Source organism: Streptomyces sp. NPDC002104 (assembly GCF_053593795.1).
Genome location: NZ_JBSFDF010000003.1, coordinates 82,280 through 104,033, shown reverse-complemented (window position 1 = coordinate 104,033; position 21,754 = coordinate 82,280). Strand labels below are relative to the sequence as shown.

18 protein-coding genes, 2 pseudogenes and 1 riboswitch are annotated in these 21,754 nt (G+C 71.7%); of the genes and pseudogenes, 8 read left to right on the top strand and 12 right to left on the bottom strand.

Annotation, left to right across the window (positions count from 1 at the left end):
- Positions 1-289: 289 nt before the first annotated feature.
- Complete coding sequence (locus ACWCP2_RS04105) at positions 290-1,489, bottom strand: MBL fold metallo-hydrolase (protein WP_450907016.1); 1,200 nt, start codon at positions 1,487-1,489, stop codon at positions 290-292.
- Positions 1,490-1,659: 170 nt separating this feature from the next.
- A complete protein-coding gene (locus ACWCP2_RS04100; protein WP_450907015.1) occupies positions 1,660-2,580 on the bottom strand; it encodes an SGNH/GDSL hydrolase family protein in 921 nt (306 codons plus the stop codon).
- A gap of 148 nt (positions 2,581-2,728) precedes the next feature.
- On the opposite strand from ACWCP2_RS04100, the gene ACWCP2_RS04095 reads away from it, so the two are divergent.
- Positions 2,729-4,804 (top strand): SpoIIE family protein phosphatase, encoded by a 2,076-nt coding sequence (locus ACWCP2_RS04095; RefSeq protein WP_450907014.1) that lies wholly within the window; start codon positions 2,729-2,731, stop codon positions 4,802-4,804.
- Positions 4,805-4,831: 27 nt separating this feature from the next.
- On the opposite strand, the gene ACWCP2_RS04090 is transcribed toward ACWCP2_RS04095, so the two are convergent.
- Positions 4,832-6,403, bottom strand: a complete 1,572-nt coding sequence (locus ACWCP2_RS04090) for an InlB B-repeat-containing protein (protein ID WP_450907013.1) — start codon at positions 6,401-6,403, stop codon at positions 4,832-4,834.
- Between the two features lie 217 nt (positions 6,404-6,620).
- On the opposite strand from ACWCP2_RS04090, the gene ACWCP2_RS04085 reads away from it, so the two are divergent.
- On the top strand, positions 6,621-7,784 hold the full coding sequence (locus ACWCP2_RS04085; protein ID WP_450907012.1) for a PP2C family protein-serine/threonine phosphatase: 1,164 nt from the start codon (positions 6,621-6,623) through the stop codon (positions 7,782-7,784).
- A 91-nt stretch (positions 7,785-7,875) separates the two neighbouring features.
- Here the strand turns inward: ACWCP2_RS04085 and ACWCP2_RS04080 are convergent, their stop codons facing one another.
- Positions 7,876-8,478 (bottom strand): transglycosylase SLT domain-containing protein, encoded by a 603-nt coding sequence (locus ACWCP2_RS04080; protein ID WP_450907011.1) that lies wholly within the window; start codon positions 8,476-8,478, stop codon positions 7,876-7,878.
- A 592-nt stretch (positions 8,479-9,070) separates the two neighbouring features.
- On the opposite strand from ACWCP2_RS04080, the gene ACWCP2_RS04075 reads away from it, so the two are divergent.
- On the top strand, positions 9,071-10,579 hold the full coding sequence (locus ACWCP2_RS04075) for a peptide MFS transporter (protein ID WP_450907010.1): 1,509 nt from the start codon (positions 9,071-9,073) through the stop codon (positions 10,577-10,579).
- Between the two features lie 44 nt (positions 10,580-10,623).
- Here ACWCP2_RS04075 and ACWCP2_RS04070 read toward each other — a convergent pair whose 3' ends face one another.
- Positions 10,624-11,295 carry a response regulator transcription factor gene (locus ACWCP2_RS04070; protein WP_450907009.1) on the bottom strand — a complete coding sequence of 224 codons (672 nt, stop codon included), beginning with the start codon at positions 11,293-11,295 and terminating at the stop codon, positions 10,624-10,626.
- Complete coding sequence (locus ACWCP2_RS04065) at positions 11,292-12,491, bottom strand: sensor histidine kinase (protein ID WP_450907008.1); 1,200 nt, start codon at positions 12,489-12,491, stop codon at positions 11,292-11,294. The genes ACWCP2_RS04070 and ACWCP2_RS04065 overlap by 4 nt, the downstream gene beginning before the upstream one ends.
- 389 nt (positions 12,492-12,880) lie before the next feature.
- Here ACWCP2_RS04065 and ACWCP2_RS04060 point away from each other — a divergent pair.
- The 4 genes and pseudogenes from ACWCP2_RS04060 to ACWCP2_RS04045 all read left to right on the top strand — a co-directional run.
- Positions 12,881-12,961 (top strand): annotated as a pseudogene (locus ACWCP2_RS04060) (hypothetical protein); the annotation flags it as partial.
- 23 nt (positions 12,962-12,984) lie between these two features.
- Positions 12,985-13,122 (top strand): annotated as a pseudogene (locus tag ACWCP2_RS04055) (hypothetical protein); the annotation flags it as partial.
- Between the two features lie 135 nt (positions 13,123-13,257).
- Positions 13,258-13,443, top strand: a complete 186-nt coding sequence (locus ACWCP2_RS04050; protein WP_450907162.1) for a hypothetical protein — start codon at positions 13,258-13,260, stop codon at positions 13,441-13,443.
- A 415-nt stretch (positions 13,444-13,858) separates the two neighbouring features.
- The gene (locus ACWCP2_RS04045; RefSeq protein WP_450907007.1) at positions 13,859-14,275 is read left to right on the top strand and encodes a TOBE domain-containing protein; all 417 of its coding nucleotides are present in this window, start codon (positions 13,859-13,861) and stop codon (positions 14,273-14,275) included.
- Here the strand turns inward: ACWCP2_RS04045 and ACWCP2_RS04040 are convergent, their stop codons facing one another.
- From ACWCP2_RS04040 to ACWCP2_RS04025, 4 genes are all read right to left on the bottom strand, one after another.
- Positions 14,276-14,620 (bottom strand): hypothetical protein, encoded by a 345-nt coding sequence (locus ACWCP2_RS04040; RefSeq protein WP_450907006.1) that lies wholly within the window; start codon positions 14,618-14,620, stop codon positions 14,276-14,278. It lies immediately after the preceding gene.
- 146 nt (positions 14,621-14,766) lie between these two features.
- Entirely contained in the window at positions 14,767-15,360 is a 594-nt protein-coding gene (locus tag ACWCP2_RS04035; RefSeq protein ID WP_450907005.1) for a molybdopterin-dependent oxidoreductase, read from the bottom strand.
- 342 nt (positions 15,361-15,702) lie between these two features.
- Entirely contained in the window at positions 15,703-16,860 is a 1,158-nt protein-coding gene (locus ACWCP2_RS04030; protein WP_450907004.1) for a winged helix DNA-binding domain-containing protein, read from the bottom strand.
- Positions 16,861-16,937: 77 nt separating this feature from the next.
- A complete protein-coding gene (locus tag ACWCP2_RS04025) occupies positions 16,938-17,975 on the bottom strand; it encodes a M23 family metallopeptidase (protein WP_450907003.1) in 1,038 nt (345 codons plus the stop codon).
- Between the two features lie 4 nt (positions 17,976-17,979).
- A riboswitch (cyclic di-AMP (ydaO/yuaA leader) is annotated at positions 17,980-18,175 on the bottom strand.
- 315 nt (positions 18,176-18,490) lie between these two features.
- Here ACWCP2_RS04025 and ACWCP2_RS04020 point away from each other — a divergent pair.
- On the top strand, positions 18,491-19,297 hold the full coding sequence (locus ACWCP2_RS04020) for a tyrosine-protein phosphatase (protein WP_450907002.1): 807 nt from the start codon (positions 18,491-18,493) through the stop codon (positions 19,295-19,297).
- Positions 19,298-19,336: 39 nt separating this feature from the next.
- Here ACWCP2_RS04020 and ACWCP2_RS04015 read toward each other — a convergent pair whose 3' ends face one another.
- Entirely contained in the window at positions 19,337-20,719 is a 1,383-nt protein-coding gene (locus tag ACWCP2_RS04015; protein WP_450907001.1) for an aspartate aminotransferase family protein, read from the bottom strand.
- Positions 20,716-21,750, bottom strand: coding sequence for an adenosyl-hopene transferase HpnH (hpnH, locus tag ACWCP2_RS04010; protein ID WP_450907000.1), 1,035 nt, complete (start codon positions 21,748-21,750; stop codon positions 20,716-20,718). The genes ACWCP2_RS04015 and hpnH overlap by 4 nt, the downstream gene beginning before the upstream one ends.
- Positions 21,751-21,754 lie beyond the last annotated feature (4 nt).

The window sequence follows — 21,754 nt, the reverse complement described above, 5'->3', positions numbered from 1 at the left end:
CACTCCCCGGCGCCCCGCGGGCACGCGCCGCCCCTCGCGGCCCCCCTGTCCGTACCCCGGCCCCCTCCCGCCCCGCCCGGTGGCCGCCCGCCGGAGGGCCGCCCGCCCGGCGCCCGGCCGGGGCCGGCACATGCGCGAGCGGGCCCTCCCGCATCGGGAGGGCCCGCTCCGCCGGGTGCCGGGGCCGGTGGGCCCTGGTGGGACGGGTAGGACTGGTGGGGCGGGTGGGTCCCGGCGGGCCCCCGTCCCGGCGGGCCCTCGTCCCGGCCGGCCCTCGTCCCGGCCCGCCCTAGGAGCCCACCGCCTCCGGCTCCTCACGGGTCACGGCCGCGGGCCGCTCCGCCGCCGGGGTCCGGGCCGGCGTGAGCGGCGGGGGCGAGCCCGCGGCCACGAAGGGCCGCCACCACGGCGCGCTCGGCGCGTCCGCCGCACCGGGCTCGAACGGCTGCCCCGGGATCGGCAGGGCGATCGCCGCTCCGGCTCCCTCGGCGGCGGTCACCGTGCCCTCCCCCGGCTCGTCCCACGGGTGCGGGGCCAGGTTGAAGGTGCCCCAGTGGATCGGCAGCATCGTGCCGCGCGCGGTACCGCCCTGGAGGTCGAGGTGGGCGCGCACGCCCTCCTCGGGCGTCATGTGGATGTCGGTCCAGAACTCCGAGTACGCGCCGATCTGGATCATCGTCGCGTCGAAGGGGCCGTGCGCCGCGCCGATCTCCTGGAAGCCGGAGAAGTAGCCGGTGTCACCGCTGTGGTAGATCCGGTGCTCGTCGCCCGCGACGACCCAGGAGGCCCACAGGGTGAACTGCTGGTTGCGCAGGCCGCGCCCGCAGAAGTGCTGGGCCGGGGTGGCGGTGAGCGAGAGTCCGGCGACCTTGGTGGTCTCGTTCCAGTCGAGCTCGCGCAGCCGGCCGGCCGGGACGCCCCAGCGCTCCAGGTGCGCGCCGACGCCGAGCGGGACGGCGAAGACCGTGTCCGTACCGGCCAGGGCCTTGATCGTCGGCAGGTCGAGGTGGTCGTAGTGGTCGTGCGAGATCACCACCACGTCGACCTCGCCGAGCGAGGCCAGCGGTACGGGTACCGGGTGCAGCCGCTTGGGTCCGGCGAAGGGGAAGGGGGAGCACCGCTCGCCCCAGACGGGGTCGAAGAGGACCCGGCGCCCGTCGATCTCCGCGAGCACGCTCGAATGGCCCATCCAGGTGATCCGCAGGCCGCTCCGCGGAGGCTTCGAGAGCTCCGCGAGGGTCGTCGGGTAGACCGGGATGGGCGCGCCGGGGCTGCGCCGGAGGCGCTGCTCCTTGTGGAAGTAGATCTTGGCGAACTCCGCCATGGACCCGGAGGGTCTGGTCCTGGTCCCGGCCGGGTTCTGGAAGATTCCGTCGGCGAAGTTCGGCGAACGCCGGATCCGCTCCAGCCGGGCACCGGACGGGTCCGCGCCGAAGGCTTCGGGCCGCAGTGCGCGCAGCCGTGGACGCAAGGGACGGGAGCCGGTCAAGGCGCCTCCAGTGTGGGGGGTGCGGGCAGGGCGTTCTCATGATTACCACCATCCCAACGCACGACACCCCCCAAGGATTCCGCTACGCGCCCGCGAACGCGCCCCGTCCCCGGTCCGGCAGGCTGCCCGGCTGCCCCCTCACCCGCTCCCGGGACCGCCCCGCGGCGCCCCTACAGCGGCAGCAGGTCCGGCCGCTTCGGCTCCACGTGGTCGCCTGAGGACTCCCCCCGCAGCCGTCGGCCGATCCACGGCACGAGGTGCTCGCGCGCCCAGAGGATGTTGTCGCGGGTGGTGTCCACCGACCCGCGCGGCCGCATCGGCGGCCAGGGCTGGTCCGGATCGGCCGGGGTGGCGAGGCCGAGCACCTGGGCGGCGCGCAGGGCGACCCGCGTGTGCCCCTCGGGCGAGAGGTGCAGGCGGTCGCCGTCCCAGGCCCGCCGGTCCTGTACGGACTTCAGCGACCAGAGGTCGAGCACGGGGCACTCGTACCGGTCGGCGATCGACCGGACGTGCGCGCTGAACGTCGCGATCTTGCCCCGCATGTGCTTGAGGACGGGCACGTCGCGCGTGTCGAAGCCGGTGGTGATCACGACCAGGCCGACGGATCCGCTGAGGTCGCGCACGGCCGCCTCGTACCGCTCGGCCACGGCGTCCGGATCGCTGCCGGGCCGGATGATGTCGTTGCCGCCCGCGCAGAAGGTCACCAGGTCCGGCGCGAGCTCCTTGGCCCGGGGGACCTGCTCGGCCACGATCTGGTCCAGCAGCCGGCCCCGTACGGCCAGGTTCGCGTAGCGGAAGGCGCCGGGACCGGCGCCTTCCGCGGACGGGCCCGCTCCCCCGGGGGCACCGGCGGCGCCGGATGCTCCCGGTGCTCCTGGTGCGCCCGGTGCGCCGGAGTGCTCGTACCGCTCCTCGTACCGGTCGGCCAGGAGGACGGCCAGCCGGTCCGCCCAGCCGAGGAAGGTGTTCCCCGGTCCCGGGTCACCCACGCCCTCGGTGAAGCTGTCCCCGAGCGCCGCGTACGAGCCAATGGTCTTGGTCTTAAATGTCGTCGTCGCTGCCACGGGACCCCATACTTCCCCGCGGATCATGACCTACGCGACCGTAGCCAGCGCCTCACGGACCGTGATCTTCACCACCCCGCGGCCCGGGAATACCGGCACGGGGAACCGGGACCGCCGAGGGGGTCCGCATAATGGAGGCACCGGCGGGAGGAAACGGCAGGAAAGGGAGCATCTCGTGCCATCGGCTCTGCCGGGGGGCGAGGAGGCCCACGGCCCGTTCCGGTCCGAGCCGGGGACCATGCTGGAGCACGTCCCCGTGGCCGTCTTCGGTGTCGACGACGGCGACCGCGTCTGTTTCTGGGGACCCGGCGCGCAGGACCTCTACGGGTACGACTCCACCGCCGTGCTGTCCGCGCCCGGCGCCGTCCTCTTCGCCGACGGGCCCCGCAGCGCCGCCGACGCCTGCGCCCGGCTCGCGGAGCGGGGCCGGACCCTCGGGTACTGGAGGGGCCGGCTGACGGCACGCCACTGTGACGGCACGGTCTTCGAGTGCGGCTTCCGGGCCTTCTCCGTGAGGGGATCCGGAGGGCGTTCGGCGGTGATGGTCCTGGCGAGCCGCAGCGACGAGCTCGACCGGGTCAAGACCAACCTCGCCTTCCTCGACGCCCTCTTCGAGACCTGCCCCATCGGCCTGGTCATGCTCGACCCGGACCTGCGGTACGTCCACCTCAACCAGGCGCTCGCCGACATGGACGGCCTCCCGATCGCTTCGCACCTCGGGCGGCCCATGGACGAGATCATGCTCATGTCCGACGGCGGCGCGTACCGGCACGTGCTCCGGACCGTCGCCCGGGGCGGGCCGCCGGTCGTGGGCATGCTCGTCGGCACGCGCCCGTACGGCCATCCGGACCGTGACCAGGTGCGGTCGGTGAGCCTCTTCCCGCTGACGCGGGCCGTCGGCTCGCGCCCCGGGGTGGGCGGGCTGATGGTGGACGTGACCGACCGGGAGCGGGCCATCCTGGAAGCCACCGCCGGCCGCCGCAGGCTGGCCCTGCTCGACGGGGCCTCCACGCGCATCGGAACCACCCTGGACATGAACCTCACGGCCCAGGAGCTGGTCGACGCGTCGATGCCGGACTTCTGCGACGGGGCCGTGGTCGAGGTCGTGGAATGGATGGACGAGGCCGCGGAGTTCGACCCGGAGCGGCCGTTGATCACGCGCCGGATCGCGTCCGGGACGCTCCTGCCCCCGCCGGCCACCGAGCTCGTGAGCGGGCTGGAGACGGTGCGGTATCCGCCCGGCTCCGTCATCCACGACATGCTGCGCACGGGCCGGGCCATCTCCGCCGTGGTGAACGAGGAGTTCCTCGCCCGGACCGTGCTCATCGAGTCACGCGCACGGCTCCTGGCCGAGAGCGGCCTGGCCTGCATCCTCGTCGCCCCGCTCATCGCCCGGGGCACCGTCCAGGGGCTCGCCATGTTCGGCCGGTCCGCCGGGCGCCCGGCCTTCACCGGGGACGACGTCAGCCTGGCAGGTGAGCTCGCCTCGCGCGCCGCAATCTGTCTGGACAACGCCCGTCTGTACAGCCGTGTCCAGGACATCGCGCTCACCCTGCAGCGGGCACTGCTGCCCAGCGCGCTGGCGGCCAGCCCGTACGTGGACGTGGCCCACCGGTACGTGCCCGGCAGCCGCATCACCGAGGTCGGCGGCGACTGGTACGACGTGATCGGCCTGCCCGACGGCCGGGTCGCGCTCGTGGCGGGCGACGTGATGGGGCACGGAGTGGCGGCCGCCGCCGCGATGGGGCGGCTCCGCATCACCGCCAAGGCCCTGGCCGGGCACCACAGCGACCCCGCCGACCTGCTCACCGAACTCGACGCGTGCGCCCGGGAGGCGGGCATCGAGCTGGCGACGTGCCTGTACATCGTCTACGACCCGCGGAGCGGCCGCGCCCGCATCGCCAGCGCCGGCCATCCCCCGCCCCTGGTGCTCCGGCCGGACGGAGCGGTGGACACCATCGGCGAAGTCCTGGGAGTGCCCCTGGGGGTGGGCGGCTTCCCCTTCCGGACGACCGGGATCGAACTCCCCCGGAACGCGACCCTCGCCCTGTACACCGACGGCCTCATCGAGGCGCGCGGCCGGGACATCGACGCCGGCCTGGAGGCCTTGCGCATCGAACTCGCGCGTGCCCCGCGGCCGTTGGAGGCGATGGCGGACCATGTCCTCGCGAGTCTGCTGCCCACCCCGCCGACCGATGACACGGTGCTCGTCCTCGCCCGCGTCCACCGGGCGCGCCCGGACGCACCGTGACGGCGGGTCCGGGCGCGCCCGTACGCATCAGGGGGTGGTGGGGAGGGGGAGGAAGACCCCGCGCAGCGTGTGCGCGTGGTCCATGGTGACGTTGAACTGGGCGGCGGCGTCGTACTGCACACCGTCGTAGATCCAGGCGGCGAGCCTGAATCCGGCGTCGGGGCGGGCGGTGACGCCGACCACGGTGCCCGGCTTGTACGGCCCGTACACGGCGGGGCGGATGGTGCCGCCCTCGGTGGAGGACACGGTGAGGGCGTGCCGGATCCTGCTGTCGACCAGGGTCCGGTACCCGGCCACGATCGGCGTGGACAGCCGGGCCAGGGCGGCGTTGTTGTTGTTCGCGTCGCCCAGCGGCTGGCCGTTGAAGGTGTTCTCGGTGTTGGAGTACTGGTTCACGACGGTGCACAGCTGCGGGAGGCAGGACTCGGGGTACGCCATGAGGGTGCGGTGCCGCAGGTTCGGCGTGACCCACCCGGTCCCGTACGGGGCGTTGACGTTGTTCACCGAGGTCGGATCGAACCTGCGCAGGGTGTCCCGGTCATGGAACAGTCCGAGGTTGTGGCCGAGCTCGTGACCGAGGTTGTAGAAGCTGATCAGAGAGTTGAAGTCAACTGCGGAGAAAGCGAGTTGGGAATTGAAGTTCCCCCGCGTGGGCAGGCTGGCGTTGCCGGAGGACCCGGTCCCGGTGTCGTTGACCACGGTCACCAGGTCGGCCCCGAAGCGGCGGCGCAGCTCGTCCGCCCTGGATCCGAGATCCGGGTCCTGGGGGTTCTCCAGCTTCCCGCGCATCACCTCCGCGGTGTTGTCGCCCTGGTAGTTCGTGTTGTACGTGCCCAGGATGTCGATGCTGGCGGGGACGTTGCTGTCGGCGAGGGCCTCGTTCATCTTCCGCTCGGCCCAGTAGATCCTGTTGATCACCTGCTGCTGGCCGCCGGCCGTGGCGACGGCCTTCGGGGTGTAGCCCGCGATGACGTCGATGACCACCGGCTTGTCGGCCGTGGCCTCGACCCCTCCCTGGAGGGACCGGCGCAGGGCCGACGCGGAGGCCGGGTCGATGACCTGCTTGTCGGGCGCCCGCAGCGCACGGAGGAAGGGGTCCTCTTCGGTGACGCGCAGCTGGGTGGGCCGGCCGGGGACGGATCGCGCGTGGTAGACGCGCTCGCCGAGGTCCGCGTGGACCTCCACGACGACGGGCCCCTCCGACGTGCGGCCGGCCGCGGTCCTGCACAGGCCGCGCAGGGCGACGACGACGCTGGTGTCGGGCCGGTCCTTGGCGTGGCCGCTCCAGACCACCGTTCCGTGGTCGTCGTCGATCCCGTCCTCGACGGCGGTGACGCGCACGTCCTCGAAGAACTCGAAGGTGCGCTCGCGCGGCACGCCGACCGGACCCGGCGTGCACAGCGTGCGGAACAGTTCCGCGTCGAGGGGGAAGGTGCGCTCGCGCACCAGCGCCCTGTCCTCCCCGGACGGGGAGGGGGCGCGGGCGGCGGTCAGGGGGGCTGCGGAGGCACCGGCGGCCGCGACCAGCGGCAGGGCGGTGAGAGCGGCGACACACACCGCCAGCAGACGGGCACGCCGAGAACGGCGAAGTGAGGTCATGCGGGACAGAAAACTAGAGCACGAGTCGCACAGACGCGCGACATGCCTTCCTCGCCGGAAGATCACCCACCCGCCACGGAGAACGCGCGGGCGCCGGGGCGGGGGGCCGGGGTGCCGGGAGTCACGGGGGGGGCACGGGGGCATGGGGGCACGGGGGCACGGGGGCACGGTTTTCCGCCGGGAGGCCGTAACAGCTTGCCCGAGGCAGGCTGGTTCCATGGGGTCACATCCTCGCCCGCCCGTTCGGCCAGGACCGTTCCCCCGCACCGGAGCGGGCGGCCAGGGCGCGCTCCTGTTCGCGCTGGCCAAGTGCGCGCCCTTCGCGATCGCGCTGGGCGTCCTGGGCATCGAGCTCTCGCCCGCACACGATCTGGTCACCGGTCCCGTGCTCACCACGACGCCGGCGCTGGCCGCGCTGACGATGGGCCCGGTGGGCACGCTGTCCGCGGCGGCCCTCGCCGCGGCCGTGAACGCGACCTCCGCGACCTACAACCACTCGTGGGGAACGCAGACCCAGCTGATCATCGGCAACTTCCTGGGCATCATCGTGGTGTCCGTGGCCAGTGTCACCCTGAGCAAGGCGGTGCGGGCGCGCAGGCAGAGCGAACTCGACCAGGTCCGCCGGATCGCGGTGGCGGCCCAGGAGGTCGTCCTGCGGCCCGTTCCCGAGCTCCTGGGCCCGGTGCGGGCGGCGAGCATGTGCCTCGCGGCCGGTACGGGAGCGCAGGTGGGCGGAGATCTGTACGAGGCCGTACAGACGCGCTACGGCGTCCGGCTGATCGTGGGTGACGTACGGGGGAAGGGACTGTCCGCGATACGCGCGGTCGCGGTGGCCCTGGGCGCGTTCCGGGAGGCCGTGCACTACGAGGAGGACCTGCGGGAGGTCATGGACCACTGCGCGGCCGCGCTGCGGCGGGAGGCCACCGTGACGGGCACCTACTCCCAGGAGGAACTCCCCGAAGTCCTCCTGGAGGGATTCACCACCGCGCTCATCGCCGAGGTGCCGGACGAACCGGTGGTGCACCTGGTCAGCCGCGGCCATCCGCCCCCGCTGGCACTGCGCCGGGGCCAGGTACGGACCCTGATGCCCGCCACGCCCATGCCGCCGCTCGGTCTCGAAGACCTCGTGCCCGGCCCGCCCGCGGCCCCCGAGACCTACCCGTTCCCGATGGGCGACCGGCTGCTGCTCTACACCGACGGCGTGATCGAAGCGCGCAACGGTGCCGACGAGTTCTTCCCCCTGCCGCAGGCCATGGCGGAGATCCCCGCGGGCACTTCCCCCCAGGAGTTCCTGGACGCACTGCACCGTGCGCTGATCCGCCACACCGGGGGCCTCCTGACGGACGACGTGGCGATGATCCTCGTCGACCGGCTCAGGTGACCGACTCCCGGACGAGCGAGGGGCTGTCGGGAGGGTGTTCGGCGGGCGATGCCTGCTCGAAGCCGTCGTCGGACTCGCCACGTGAGCGGCATCAGTAGGCGCTGTCGACGTTGTCGATCGAGCCGTAGCGGGCGGCCGCGTAGTTGGCGGCGGCCACGATGTTGGCGACCGGGTTGTACTGGGAATCCGCCGTCCCGGGCACGTGGTAGGCCTGGAAGGTCGGGCGGATGACCTGCAGCAGACCGATGGACGGATCGCCTTCCCTGGCATTGACGTCCCAGCCATTGATCGCCGACGGATTGCCGCTGGATTCGCGCATGATGTTCTTGTACAGCCCGGCGTACGTACCCGGGATGTCGTGCTTCTTCATGATCCCGAGCGATTCCCTGATCCAGCCGTTCAGATGGTCCGCACGGACCGGTGCATGGGCCTTCTCCGCCCGGCGGCCGTGGTGCGCGGTCTGCGGCTGCGCGCTGTCGGCGGCCTGGCTCCAGGCGACGGGTGCGGCTGCCGGTATCGCGGCGCTCGCTGCGCTCGTGTCGCTCGCTGCGCTCGCGGCGGTCGTGGCGGAGTCGGTTCCGGCGACGAGGGTGAAGGCCATGACGGCGGCCCCCAAGCCGGCCGCACCGGCAAGGGAAAGCCGGCGTGCCTTCCTCGTACGACGACTGTGGCCGGGAGTACTGGTCTCGGACATGCGTGGCAACCTCTTCGAATAAGGGGAATCCCTGGCGAATCCATTCTTAGCGGCGGAAAAACAATCCGGCAAAAGAGCCTCCTACGATTCCAGCTAGTAGCTCAGGGTGAGGTCACCGCCCTTCGCCCAGCAGGAATGACCCGGAGAATCCCAGCGGGGACAAGGGTGTCGGCGGGCCTCTCCTTTATCCACGGGACCTCTTCGTAAGTGACCTACGACCCTGTGATCGGGGTCACATCCATCCCGGCCGGAGTGATTGAATTTCGGCGAGGAAACGCAATGTCAACGAAAGAGGGACCCCGTCCCGGGACCGACCTTCGCCAGGGACTTTCAGAAGAATCAGGCCTCCGAAAGCCCCTGTTCGTACGCCATCGGACCCGGCAGGCTGGAAAGCAGTGAATGACCTGTGGGTCGGGTCCGGATGCGATGGCGCACCCGGGCATGGATCCCGGCGCGTTCCGCCCCCGCCCGGCTCCTCCTGAGGGCCGGCCCCCGCGCGTACGGGAGGGCGGAGGGCCCGCCGGTGCCGACCCTCCCATCGGGCGCCTCCGCACAGCGATCCGCGCGCGCCCAGAGCACGTGAGGACCGAACATGGCGTCCAGCCTGCTGCAGGACGAGCACAGCACCACGACCGGCGCCGGCCCCGAGAAGACCTTCATGGGCCACCCCCGGGGGCTGGCCAACCTGTTCATGACGGAGATGTGGGAGCGCTACAGCTTCTACGGCATGCGCGCGCTGCTCGTGCTCTACCTGGTCGCCCCGGCCTCCCACGGCGGTCTCGCCATGAACGCGGCGATGGCCACCGCGATTTACAGCCTCTACAACGCGATGGTCTACCTGCTCGCCCTCCCCGGCGGCTGGTTCGCCGACCGCGCCTGGGGCGCCCGCAAGACCGTCGCCATCGGCGGCACGGTCATCATGACCGGGCACTTCCTGCTCGCCGTACCGGCGCGGGTCTCCTTCTTCATCGGCCTCGTGTGCATCGCCGTCGGCTCCGGCCTGCTCAAGGCCAACATCTCCACGATGGTCGGCCACCTCTACGAGGACAAGGACGACCCGCGCCGCGACGGCGGCTTCACCCTCTTCTACATGGGGATCAACCTCGGCGCCTTCATCGCCCCGCTGACCATCGGCACCATCGGCCAGAGCGTCAGCTGGCACCTCGGATTCGCCATGGCCGGCGTCGGCATGGCCCTCGGCCTCGCCTTCTTCGCCCTCGGCAAGCGGCACATGTCCGGGCGCAGCGACATCGTCCCCACCCCGCTCTCGCGGGCGGAGCGGAACTCGGTCGTCCGCAAGTCCCTTCTCTGGCTGGCCGTTGCGGCCGTCGCCTACGGATGCGTGGGCCTGTCCGGGCACTTCACCCTGAGCTGGGCGATGCTGCCGCTGACCGTCCTGTGCATCGTGCTGCCGTGCTGGTACCTGCTGCGCATGAAGCGCGACAAGGGGCTCGACAAGGTCGAGCGGTCCCGGATGTCGGCGTACGTGTGGTTCTTCGTGGCCGCCGCGCTCTTCTGGGGGATCTACGACCAGACCGGCTCCACGCTCAACCTCTTCGCGCAGAACAGCACGGCGCGCAGCTTCTTCGGGCTCGGCTTCCCGGCGAGCTGGTTCCAGGCGTTCAACCCGCTCTACATCATGGCCCTCGCGCCCGTCTTCGCCTGGCTCTGGGTGGCGCTGAGCCGGCGGGCCAAGGAGCCGGGCACGCCGGCCAAGTTCGCCGTCGGCCTGGTCCTGATCGGCCTCTCGTTCGCGGTGATGATGGTCGCCCAGGTCATCGCCGTCGACGGGGTCAAGGTCTCCCCGATGTGGCTGGCGATGGTGTACCTGATCCAGACGGTCGGCGAGCTCACCCTCTCGCCCGTCGGCCTGTCGCTCACGACCAAGCTCGCCCCGGCCAAGTACGCCTCCCAGATGATGGGCGTCTGGTTCCTGGCGGTCACGGTCGGCGACTCGGTGGTGGCGCTGCTCCAGCAGGCGGGCGTGTCCACCGACGCACCGTCCTGGTTCGCGAGCCAGGGCGCCCTCGCGGTCCTCGGCGGCATCGCGATCCTCGTGTACCGCAAGCGCGTCAAGACGCTGATGAGCGGCGTGCACTGACCCGCGCGGGCCCGCCGGGCCACCGGGTCGCCGGGCCCGCCGGGTCACTGAGGCCGGTCGGTGCGGGCGGTGACGAGGCCGGATTCGTAGGCGGCGATGACGAGCTGGGGCCGGTCGCGCGCGTGGAGTTTGGCCATGATCCGCGAGACGTGCTTCTTCGCGGTGAGGGGACTGAGGTCGAGGCTCTCGCCGATCTCGGTGTTGTTCATTCCCCGGCCGACGAGGGTGAGGACCTCCCGTTCCCGCCCCGAGAGCAGGTCGGTTCCGGGGCCGGCGGTGGGGGACGGCAGGACGTGGAGCACCTGGGCGATGAGCCGGGAGGTCGCGCGCGGTGACAGGAGCGAGTCACCGGCGGACACGGTGCGCATCGCGGCGAGCAGGTCGGCGGGCAGGGTGTCCTTGACGACGAAGCCGGAGGCACCGGCGCGCAGGGCTCGCACGATGTTCTCGTCCGACTCGTAGGTGGTCAGCACGAGGATCTTCAGGCCCGCGAGCCGTTCGTCGGCCGCGATCAGCCGGGTGGCTTCGATGCCGTCCATCTCGGGCATGCGGATGTCCATGACGATGAGGTCGGCGGGTACGGTGCGGGCCGCGTCGACTGCTTCCTGCCCGGTGCAGGCCTCGGCGACCACTTCCATGTCCGCGGCCGAGGTGACGAGCATGGCGAAGGCCCCTCTGACCAGGTGCTGGTCGTCGGCCAGGATGACGCGGATCACGGGTGGTCCTCTCGGGTGGTGCGTGCGGTGAGGGGCAGGACGGCGCGTACGGCGAATCCTCCGCCGGGGCGGGGTCCGGCGGTCAGGGAACCGCCGACGCTGCGGGCGCGTTCCTCCATGCCGATGAGGCCGAAGCCGGAGCCGGCCGTGCCGGCGGTGCCGGCGGAGGGCCGGCCCTCGTCGGTGACGGTCAGGTACAGGCTCCCCTCGCGGGCGGTGAGGGTGACGTCCGCGCGGGCTTCGGGTCCGCCGTGCCGGGAGGTGTTGGTGAGGGCTTCCTGCGTGATGCGGTAGACGGCAGCCCCCACGGCGGGACGGATCCGCGCACCCTCCGTGTGCCGGGTCAGGCGGGCGCCGGCCTGGCGGACGAGTCCCGGCAGGGCCGCGATGTCCGGCAGGGGCTCCTCGTGCCGCACGCTCTCGCCGTGGCGGAGCACTTCGAGCGTGGTGCGGACCTCGGCCCGTGCGGTGCGGCAGGTGTCGGCGATGTGGTCGAGGGCCTCGGCGATGGCGGCGCGGTCGAGCTGATCGGGGGCGACGTTGAGCACGTGCGACGCGACGGAGGTCTGGACGCCGATGAGGGTGATGGAGTGCGCGAGGAGGTCGTGCAGGTCGCGGGCGATGCGCAGGCGTTCCTCGGCGACCCGGCGGGCGGCGACTTCCTCCTGAGTGCGCTCGGCCCGTTCGGCTCGCCGGCGGTGGGCCCGTACGTGGACGCCGGCCATGACCACGGCCGCGATCCATCCGGAGACCCGCAGGGTGGCCAGGGCTCCCCCCGCGTCGGAGATCCAGTTCGCGCCGACCGTCCCCGCGATGACGACGGCCCCGGTGATCAGGGCTCTTCGGGGCGTGCCGGTGACGGCGACCGTGTAGAGCAGGGTCATCGAGCCGAGGGTCGGGGCCACGTGGTGGTAGCCCAGGGCGTGGTAGGCCCCGATGAACACCACCATGGCCACCAGCGCGGGCATGGTGTGGGCCCTGCGGAACGCGACGGTGGCCGTACCCAGCACCAGCAGCACCCACCCGACCGCGTCGAGGGGCTTCCCGTCGTGTTCGAGTACGGCGATTCCCGCGGACGGCACCAGGAGGGCGAGGGCCAGCACCGCGTCGCGGCGGGCGGCATGCGGGGCGGCGGGGTCCTGGCGGCCGGCAGCGGTGACCCGCTCGGTGAGGCTCATGCGCAGGGGGTTCTCCACGTTCTGATCCTCGGCCAGGGCGGCCCGGGGCACGGACCGCCGAGCCGGGGGCATCGCTCGGTACCGGTGCACCGACGGGGGCTCGGTGCACCGGTACCTCAATCCTCCGGGCCGGGAGGGCGCCGTATATCGGACTCACGACTGATTCCGCGTTACTCCCCAGGGAGCCATCGACTCCCGATCCGGTCCGGCCCGATCCGGCCCGGTCCGGCCCGATCCGGTCGCCCGATGCGGCTCGGTCCCCCTCCGCTTCCCGCCGCAGCGGGGCGCCCTCCCGTCCCGGATGGCCGCTCAAGTAGTACGGCCGGGGGCCGTTACGCCTCGGGAGGCCATTCCGGTTCCGACCCGGGTACGACGATCTGCGCGTTCGGAGGAAACAGAGTGGACGCATGGACCCCGCAACCCTCGACTTCGCCCGCTGGCAGTTCGCCCTGACGGCGGGCACGCACTTCCTCTTCGTGGCCCTGACCCTGGGACTGGTCACGCTGGTGGCCTGCCTTCAGACGCGGGCGGGCTGGACGCCGCCGGCGAGCTCTGCGGGCTCACCGCATGGGCCGCGAACCTGCCCGAGGGCCGGGACACCCGCGTCGGCGAAGGCGGCGAACGGCTCTCCGGCGGCCAGCGCCAACGCGTCCTCCTCACCCGCACCCTGCTCGCCGACCCGGCCACCCTCCTCCTCGACGAACCGGCCGAAGCCCTCGACCCCGCACACGCGGACCTCCTCGTCGGCGACATCGTCCGAGCCCGGGCAGCACGCACCACCGTCGTGGTCACCCACCGCCTGGCCCCGCTCGCCGCCTTCGACGAGGTACTGGTCATGGACCAGGGCCGCATCGTCGACCGCGGCCACCACGACCAGCTCGTCTCCCGCCCGGGGCCGTACCGCGACCTCTGGGAGGCCGAACGGCTCACCGACCGGCAGCTGCCCGCCCTCACGACGCCCCCGCGCTGAACGGAATCCGGATCGGCAAGGAATCCCCACAACCCTCTGCGGTTCCAGCGGGTCGACCACGTGGTCATCAATTCCGGGGGAAAGCGCAGGCGGCTGCCGACGACGGCGACCCGATCCACGATGCAGCGCCGCATCTGCGATACGCCAGGGCGATAAAGCCAGCATGTGCAGCGTGACCTCGCCTTTGCATATCAGACGCGGATGCGCCGGGGCGAGCCGAAGGCCCCCGAACAAGTGAGGGCGGACGTCCCCAATTGTCAGGACGTTAGGCCGGGGTGAAAATGCCAGGCCGCACACGCCATTCGCCTGGCGGATGAGACGGCCTGCGAGCAGCGCGGGATTCCTGCGGCTAGCGTGATCAATGTGGCGGCCGTCAGGTCGCTTTCCCCACCGAGCAGAGTGAGGCGTTACTTTCATGAGCCTGAGCATCCGCAACCAGATCCCCGGCACCATCACCTCCGTCACGGCCGGCGAGGCCATGTCCACGGTGAAGGTCCGCCTGGCTGGCGGTCAGGACATCACCGCCGCGATCACCACCGACGCCGTGAAGGACCTCGGCTTCGCCGAGGGCACCGCCGTCAAGGCGCTCGTCAAGTCCACCGAGGTCTCCCTCGCGACCGGTCCGGTCGAGGGCATCTCCATCCGCAACCAGATCGCGGGCACCGTCACCGACGTCGCGACCGGTGGCGCCATGGGCTCCGTCAAGGTCTCCGTCGAGGGTGGCGAGCTGACCGCCGCCATCACCAAGGACGCCGTCGAGGCCCTCGGCCTCGCCGTCGGCACCTCCGTCGTCGCCCTGATCAAGTCGACCGAGATCTCCCTCTCCGCCTGATCACCCCCGCGCCGCGTCCGAGGGCCCCGCACCGATGGGTGCGGGGCCCTCGGACGTACCGGACCGGCCGGGCCGGCGGCGTGAGTTCGCCGCGGGTGTCACCCGTCCACAGCAGCCCGGCGTCCGGGGTACCGTCCGCGCGCGGTGGTCGCCGCCGCCGGTCGCCGCGACGATGCGGCGGCGCAGCCGGCCGTTCTTCTTCGACGCGTCGAAGCGGGGCTGGGCGTCCTTGAGGACGTCGTGGAGCAGGACGCCCCGATAGGTGCGTTTCTGCTGCCCCTTGGCGCTGGCGCACTCAACGGTCACGGGCTTCTGCGGCAGTCCGCGCAGCGAGGCGAGGTTCACGGTGTACGGCGAACCGCTCGCCTTCTCCGGTGTGTTGTCGCCGCAGCCGGCGAGCAGCAGGACCGCGACCTCGCCTCGGCTCGCCCATGCGGGGAGAGATGCCCAACGAGCGGCATCTGCCCACTACTTCCAGAAGGTTCCACGGCCTACGCGCCGTCGCCCTCGTCCTCCTGGTACGCGTGGCGCCGCCCCGTCCACGGGTCGGCGATGTTGTGGAAGCCGCGCTCCTCCCAGAAGCCGCGCCGATCCTGGGTCATGTACTCGATCGCCCGCAGCCACTTCGGGCCCTTGTAGCCGTAGAGGTGGGGGACGACCAGCCGCAGCGGGAATCCGTGCTCGGCGGTGAGCGGCTCGCCGTCGTGATGGGTGGCCATGAGGGTCCGGCCGGAGGCGAAGTCCGAGAGGCGCAGGTTCGCGCTGTAGCCGTACTCCGCCCAGGCCATGACATGGGTGACCCCGGGAGCCGGCGGCGCCAGTTCCAGCAGCACGGACGACGGCACTCCGAAGAACTCGTGCCCGAGGGTCGTCGTACCCGAGGCGCAGTGCAGATCGGCCGCGAGCGTCACGGCGGGCATGGCCGCGATCTCCTCGAAGGTCCACGCGTACGTCCGTCCGGTGGCGGTGGCCCCGAAGACCTGGAGGTTCCAGCGCTCGGCCCGGAACTTGGGTACCGGACCGTAGTGGGAGACCGGCCAGCCCTTGGCCACACGCTGCCCCGGAGGGAGGGGTTCGCCCCGCATCACACACTTCCGTTCCCGCGCCACGCGAACCGGCATCAGCGGGTCCACCTGGCCCTACGCCTCGCAGATGCGAGCCATTATCGCAGCTTTACCTCTTGGATGATTGACCGGACTTGTGTCGGCCGCGCTGGCCGAATTCCGTGTCCTGCTCCAGTCGCCCCAGCGGGGTGCCTCTTGGTTGACTGGCACGTATCGGTCCCGGGCGGAGAGCGGCTCCTCGCCGCGGGACCGCCGATGGAGGACCCCCCTGCGCGCCGATCGCGGTGTTCGGCCCGCAGGGGGCCCAGGCCTCCTGCGGCTGGACCAAGGGGCCGGGGCCCCCTCCGGCCCCGGCCCCACGGATCAGACGAGCAGCCGGGTCTCGGCGCTCGGGAGTGTGGTCCACCAGTGGCTGTACCGCCGGTAGACCTCCGGTTCGCGGTCGGCCAGGAAGGCCTTCAGCGCCCGGGCCTCGCCGGTGAGTTCCTCCCAGACCTGGTCCGGAAGGGGGTGGAAGGCGGTGGCCTCGATCGCGCCGCCGTCGGCGGCGGACGGCCGCCACACGCCGGCGACGTGGCCGTCGACCAGCAGGGTCGCCAGCGTGTCTCCGTTCATCCGCGCGACGAGCCTGCGGTACGCGGGCGGAACGATGCGGCTCCGGTCCGCGTAGGCCAGCAGCACGCTGTCCCACATGGCCATCAGCCGGGGCGGCGCTGGCGTGTCCTCCTCCGGACGCGGTGCGCCCTGGACGTCGAACAGCTCCTCGCCCTGCGGCCCCGTCAGCCGGTCCAGCCGTCCGGAGAGCTCCAGCGCGCGCAGCGCCTCGCGCACCCTGGTCCGCTGGACCAGGGAGAACTGCGCGACGTCCGCCGCCGTCGCCGGCCCGAACCCCTCCAGGTAGCGCAGGACCAGCGCCTCCAGGGACTCCCGCGAAGCCTCCGGGTCCGCCGGTACGGTGCGCGGCCGGCTCGGGGGTGCGACGTACGACGGGCGTTCCCCGAAGGACCACGGCGCGGCGGTGGGCGCGTGCAGCAGCGGTGCGTACTGGCGCAGCCCCCACCACGCTCCGGGCCGCGGCGCGGCGCCCAGCCGGTGTCCGAGCCAGGCCTCGCACTCCGCGGTCGTACGGGGCCGGTCGGCGAAGTCCAGCAGCTCCGGTACGAGGACGTCGGCGTCCTCGGCCGTCAGCCCGGAGTCCGTGAAGCGGGTCCCGAGCCGGGCGGCCCGTACGGACGGCTGCACGGCCTCCCGGAAGGACGGGTAGTCCTGCGCGTGCACGGCATGCAGGGTCAGCCGCATCAGCGTCGACTTGAGGACCTCGCGCCCCGTGAAGGCGGCGTCGAGGTCCTTCGGGTCGAACCGGGCGAGCCTGTTCCACAGCGCGAGGTAGGGCGAGGCCGCGTGCTGCGCCTGCAGGGCGACGACCCGGCGGACCGCGTCACCGACGCCCATCGCCTCGCGCCGCAGCAGCAACTGCCGTGCGAGGGTGGAGCGGTTGAGCTCCCCTGCGCTGACCTTCATGCCCCGCCCGTCCCATCCTGCTGGAGGCCGCTGTCGGATGCCGCAGCCTAACCGGCACCTCCGACAGCGCCTCGGACTCAGATGCTGACGCCCTTCGAGCGCAGGTAGGCCAGCGGGTCGATGTCCGAGCCGTACGAGGGCCCGGTGCGGATCTCGAAGTGGAGGTGCGGGCCGGTCACGTTGCCGGTGGCACCGGAGAGGCCGAGGGTCTGTCCGGCGGTGACGCTCTGGCCGGACGAGACGGAGAGCTGGGAAAGGTGCGCGTACTGGCTGTACTTGCCGTCGGCGTGCCGGACGACGACCTCGTTGCCGTACGCCCCGCCCCAGCCGGCGGAGACCACGGTGCCGGGGCCGACGGCCTTGACGGTGGTGCCCGTGCTCGCGGAGAAGTCGACACCGGTGTGGTAGCCGCTGGACCACATGGAGCCGGCGGTCTTGTACGCGGTGGAGGTGCCGCCGCCGACCGGGGCGACGAAGCCGGTGGACGTGGCACCGCCCTGCTGCCCGGCGGGTGCCTTGGGCGCACGCGCCGCGGGGGCGGCGGGCGCGTCGGCCCCGTCGGACGAACCCGAGTCGGAGGAGCCCGAGTCGGAGGAGCCCGAGTCGGACGAGCCCGACGAATCACCGGAAGCGGAGGAATCAAGCGAAGCGGACTTCTTGGCCGGCTTCGGCGTTGCGGCCGGCGCGGACTCGGCGGCCGCGGCCGGAGCCGCACCCTTCGCGCCGCCGAGCGTGAGCTCCAGACCCGGGTGGATCAGCGACGGGTCGCTGCCGACGGCTTCGCGGTTGTCCGCGTAGAGCTGTTGCCAGCCACCGGTGAGGTGCCGGCGCTCGGCGATCTTGGAGAGGTAGTCGCCCGGCACGACGGTGTAGACGGTGGGGGCGCTCTGCGCGGTGGCCGGCGCGGCCTGGAGCGCGGCGGGCACCTGCGCGGCGGCCACCTGGGGGGCCTGGACCGGAGCGGCTGCGGGAGCCGCGGCCGGGACGCCCGCGGCGTGGGCGCCGGTGGCGCCGAGCAGCGGAAGCGCGAGGGCGGCGCCACCGGTGCCCGCGGCGGCGAACCCGCGGGATATCGAGCGGGACTTGGGACGGCGGTGCTTACCCGTTGCGTGCATGGCGAATTCCTCTCCGACGCCTGCGAGGTGAGCTGTCGGGTTCGGACTGGAGATGTCCGGCCGTCCCGGTGCCGGTGAACGGCACGTGGACGGCTTCACCCCGAGCTGTCCCGTCGTGAAGATCTCGACCGGAGATCCGGGACAGCGGCCTACCTGGTTCCCCCGCTCCTGCCGCGCGCGTGAATAGTCGGGTGCGGTTTCCGGTCGGCGGCAGGATTAGGCGGTCCGTCCGGATCGATCGCGAACGTAATCGAGTCCGGCCGCGCGGAACAAGTCATGAATTCCCCAACAGAATCTTGAAGATGACGGGCCGCCGGAATTCCGGTCACCCTGCGTCCATTCCGCATCTTCAACAACCGCCCCAGCAAGGCAATTCGCCATTCGTGATCAGGCACTCAACGTCACCGTATGATCTGGCTCACGGGGGCGTGTCCGATCTCGCCCCTCGCTATGGCAAGTTGCCCGGAAGTAGCGTAATTCGGACACCCTCAACGACGATCCCACGGAGGAGCCCGGTGACCCAGCCGATACCCCAGAGTCCGCACGAGGAGCAGGCGCTGACCGGAGTGCGCAACTTCCGCGACGTGGGCGGACTGCCGACCACGGACGGCCGAAGGGTCAAGTCGGGACGACTGTTTCGAAGCGGACATCTGGCGCATGCCACCGAAAGCGACGCGGAATTCCTCGGGTCGCTCGGACTGCACACCGTCTTCGACTTCCGCAACGGAGCCGACCACGCGCTGGAGGGTCCGGACGTGGAGCTGCCCGGGGTGCTCAACGTCAACATTCCGCTGTCGGATCCGGCCGACGGCAGCGAGTTCTGGAAGATGGTCCGCAACGGGGACCTGGCGCAGCTCCGCGAGCTCCTGGGCGAGGGCAGGGCCGCGGCGCGGATGAACCGTTCGTACCGGTCCATGATCCGCACCCGTACCGCCGAGCACAGCCGGGTGGTGCACGCGCTCGCCGAGAACAGCGTCCCGGCCCTCATGCACTGCGCGGCCGGGAAGGACCGGGCCGGCCTGTCGATCGCGGTCACCCTGCTCGCGCTGGGCGTGGAGCGGGAGGCGATCGTCGCGGACTACCTGGAGTCGAACGCCCCGCACAACCGCTACCGGGTCCGCCGGGGCAGCGATGCGCCCGAGGCCCGCGCGCCCGAGGTGATGGAGCTGCTCGCCCCGCTCTTCGACGCCCGCGCCGCGTATCTGACCACGGCCTTCGACGCCATCGACGAGGAGTGGGGCGGCGTGGAGCGTTACCTCGCCGAGGGCCTCGGGCTCGCGCCCGAGACCCTCGGCAGGCTCCGCGACCGGCTGCTGGACTGACGTCCCGCGCAGTGGGCCGTCGCCCGCCGCACCGCCGGTTCAGCGGTTGGCGACGGCCTGCTTCACCAGTGTCCGGCCGAAGTCCCACATCAGGCCGCCGCCCCCGTGGGCCTCGTCCATGACCGCGCGGAAGGCGCCGACGAACCGGTCGACGTCCGCCTCGTCCACGATCAGCGGCGGGATCAGCTTGATCACCTCCAGGTGGTCCCCTGAGACCTGCGTGAGGATCCGGTGCTTCTGCAGCAGCGGCACCACGACCATCTGCGCGAACAGCCCCTTGCGCGCCGCCTGCAGCATGGTCCAGCGGCTCCGCAGGCCCAGCGAGGACGGCCGGCCGAACTCGATGCCGATCATCAGCCCGCGGCCCCGTACCTCGTGGAGGAGTTCGTACTCGTCCACGAGCGCGGCGAGCCGCCCGCGCAGCAGGTCGCCCGTCGCGCGGGCACGGGCCACCACCCGCTCGTCCTCCATCACGGACAGGACCGCGAGTCCGGCCGCCATCGCCTGCGCGTTGGAGCCGAAGCTGGCGGAGTGGACGAGCACCCGGTCCATGGAGGAGTAGACGCGTCTGAAGATCCAGTCCTTGCCCAGGGTCGCGCCGACGGGCACGTAGCCGCCGGAGAGGGCCTTGGCCACGCAGACCAGGTCCGGTTCGACCCCGGGCTCGTGCTGGTAGGCGTAGAAGTCGCCGGTCCGGCCGAGGCCGGTCTGCACCTCGTCCGCGATCAGCAGCGCCCCCCGCCGGTGCAGCGCCTCCTGCGCGGCGAACAGGAAGCCGGGCGGGGCGGCGAGCACCCCCTTGCCCTGAATGGGTTCCACGACGAGGGCCGCCACGTCCCCCTTCTTCAGCTCCCGCTCCAGCGCGGCCAGGTCCCCGAGCGGGATCACGGTGTCCGGCAGCAGCGGCCCGAAGCCCTCGCGGAAGCCGGCCTCGCCGTTGACCGAGAGCGAGCCCGTGGTGAGCCCGTGGAAGGCGTGGTCGCAGTAGAGGACCCTGGCCCGCCCGGTGGCGTACCGGGCGAACTTCAGGGCGGTCTCCACCGCCTCCGTGCCGCTGTTGCCGAAGAAGACCCGGTCCAGGTGCGGACTGTGGGAGAGCAGCTTCTCGGCCAGCAGCCCGGGCAGCGGCTGGCAGTCGAAGCGGGTGAGGTCGGCGAGCTGGGCGTCCAGCACGTCGTGCAGGGCCTTCCTGACCACCGGGTGGTGGCGGCCCAGGCCCATCACCCCGAAGCCGGCCAGCATGTCGAGGTAGTCGTTGCCCTCGGCATCCCAGAAGTGGGCCCCCTCGGCCCGCACGTACACCTTGTCGAAGCCGATGGTGTGCAGCATGCGGGGCAGCTGGTGGTTGAGGTGGCGGGCGTGCAGTTCGTACCGCTCGCCACCCCGTTCGGCGAGCAGGGCGCCGAGATCGAAGCCGGTCATGCCGACGTGTCCCTGCTCCCGCCCCCCACGGTCTCGCGGACCGCCCGCAGCGACTCCTTCAGCGAACCCATGGTGGCCAGGACGGCCGTCGGCTCGTACCCGCAGTGCGCCATGCAGTTCGCGCAGCGCGGGTCCTTCCCTCGGCCGTACTTGCTCCAGTCGGTCTCCTCGATGAGTTCCCGGTACGAGGGAACGTACCCGTCGCTCATCAGATAGCAGGGGCGCTGCCAGCCGAAGAGCGAGTAATTCGGAATGGCCCAGGCGGTGCAGGGGAAATCGGCTTTGCCTTCCAGGAAGTCGAGGAAGAGCGGGGAGTGGTTGAGCCGCCAGCGGCGCCGGTTGCCCCCGGCGAAAGCCTTCTTGAAGAGTTCGCGGGTCTGTTCGACGCCGAGGAAGTGCTCCTGGTCGGGGGCCTTTTCGTAGGCGTAGGCCGGCGAGATCATCATCTCGTCCACCTGGAGGTCGTCATTGAGGTAGTTGAGGACCTCGATGATGGTCTGCGGGGTGTCGGTGTTGAAGAAGGTGGAGTTGGTCGTGACGCGGAATCCGCGCTTCTTCGCCTCCTTGATGGCCGCGACCGCCTCGTCGAAGACGCCTTCCTTCGCGACCGACTCGTCGTGGCGCTCGCGCAGTCCGTCGATGTGCACGGCGAAGGCGAAGTACGGGGAGGGCGTGAACTTCTCGATCTTCTTGCGGAGCAGCATGGCGTTGGTGCAGAGGAAGACGTACTTCCGCCTGGCCACCAACTGGCGCACGATCTCGTCGATCTGCGGGTGCATCAGGGGCTCGCCGCCCGCGATGGACACCATGGGCGCGCCCGATTCCAGCACGGCGCCCACCGCCTGGGCCACGGGCATGCGCTGCTTGAGCACCCCGGCCGGGTGCTGGATCTTCCCGCACCCCTCGCAGGCCAGGTTGCAGGCGTAGAGCGGTTCCAGCTCGACGATCAGCGGGAACTTCTCACGCTTGCGGAGCTTCTGTTCGAGCAGGTACGTCCCGACCCTGATCGTCTGTCGCAGTGGCATGGCCATCTGG

Coding starts and splice junctions, on each gene's coding strand:
- ACWCP2_RS04100 (WP_450907015.1), bottom strand. CDS start 2,580: ATGATCCGCGGGGAAGTATGGGGTCCCGTGGCAGCGACGACGACATTT.
- ACWCP2_RS04090 (WP_450907013.1), bottom strand. CDS start 6,403: ATGACCTCACTTCGCCGTTCTCGGCGTGCCCGTCTGCTGGCGGTGTGT.
- ACWCP2_RS04085 (WP_450907012.1), top strand. CDS start 6,621: ATGGGGTCACATCCTCGCCCGCCCGTTCGGCCAGGACCGTTCCCCCGC.
- ACWCP2_RS04080 (WP_450907011.1), bottom strand. CDS start 8,478: ATGTCCGAGACCAGTACTCCCGGCCACAGTCGTCGTACGAGGAAGGCA.
- ACWCP2_RS04075 (WP_450907010.1), top strand. CDS start 9,071: ATGGCGTCCAGCCTGCTGCAGGACGAGCACAGCACCACGACCGGCGCC.
- ACWCP2_RS04045 (WP_450907007.1), top strand. CDS start 13,859: ATGAGCCTGAGCATCCGCAACCAGATCCCCGGCACCATCACCTCCGTC.
- ACWCP2_RS04035 (WP_450907005.1), bottom strand. CDS start 15,360: ATGCGGGGCGAACCCCTCCCTCCGGGGCAGCGTGTGGCCAAGGGCTGG.
- ACWCP2_RS04030 (WP_450907004.1), bottom strand. CDS start 16,860: ATGAAGGTCAGCGCAGGGGAGCTCAACCGCTCCACCCTCGCACGGCAG.
- ACWCP2_RS04025 (WP_450907003.1), bottom strand. CDS start 17,975: ATGCACGCAACGGGTAAGCACCGCCGTCCCAAGTCCCGCTCGATATCC.
- ACWCP2_RS04015 (WP_450907001.1), bottom strand. CDS start 20,719: ATGACCGGCTTCGATCTCGGCGCCCTGCTCGCCGAACGGGGTGGCGAG.
- hpnH (WP_450907000.1), bottom strand. CDS start 21,750: ATGGCCATGCCACTGCGACAGACGATCAGGGTCGGGACGTACCTGCTC.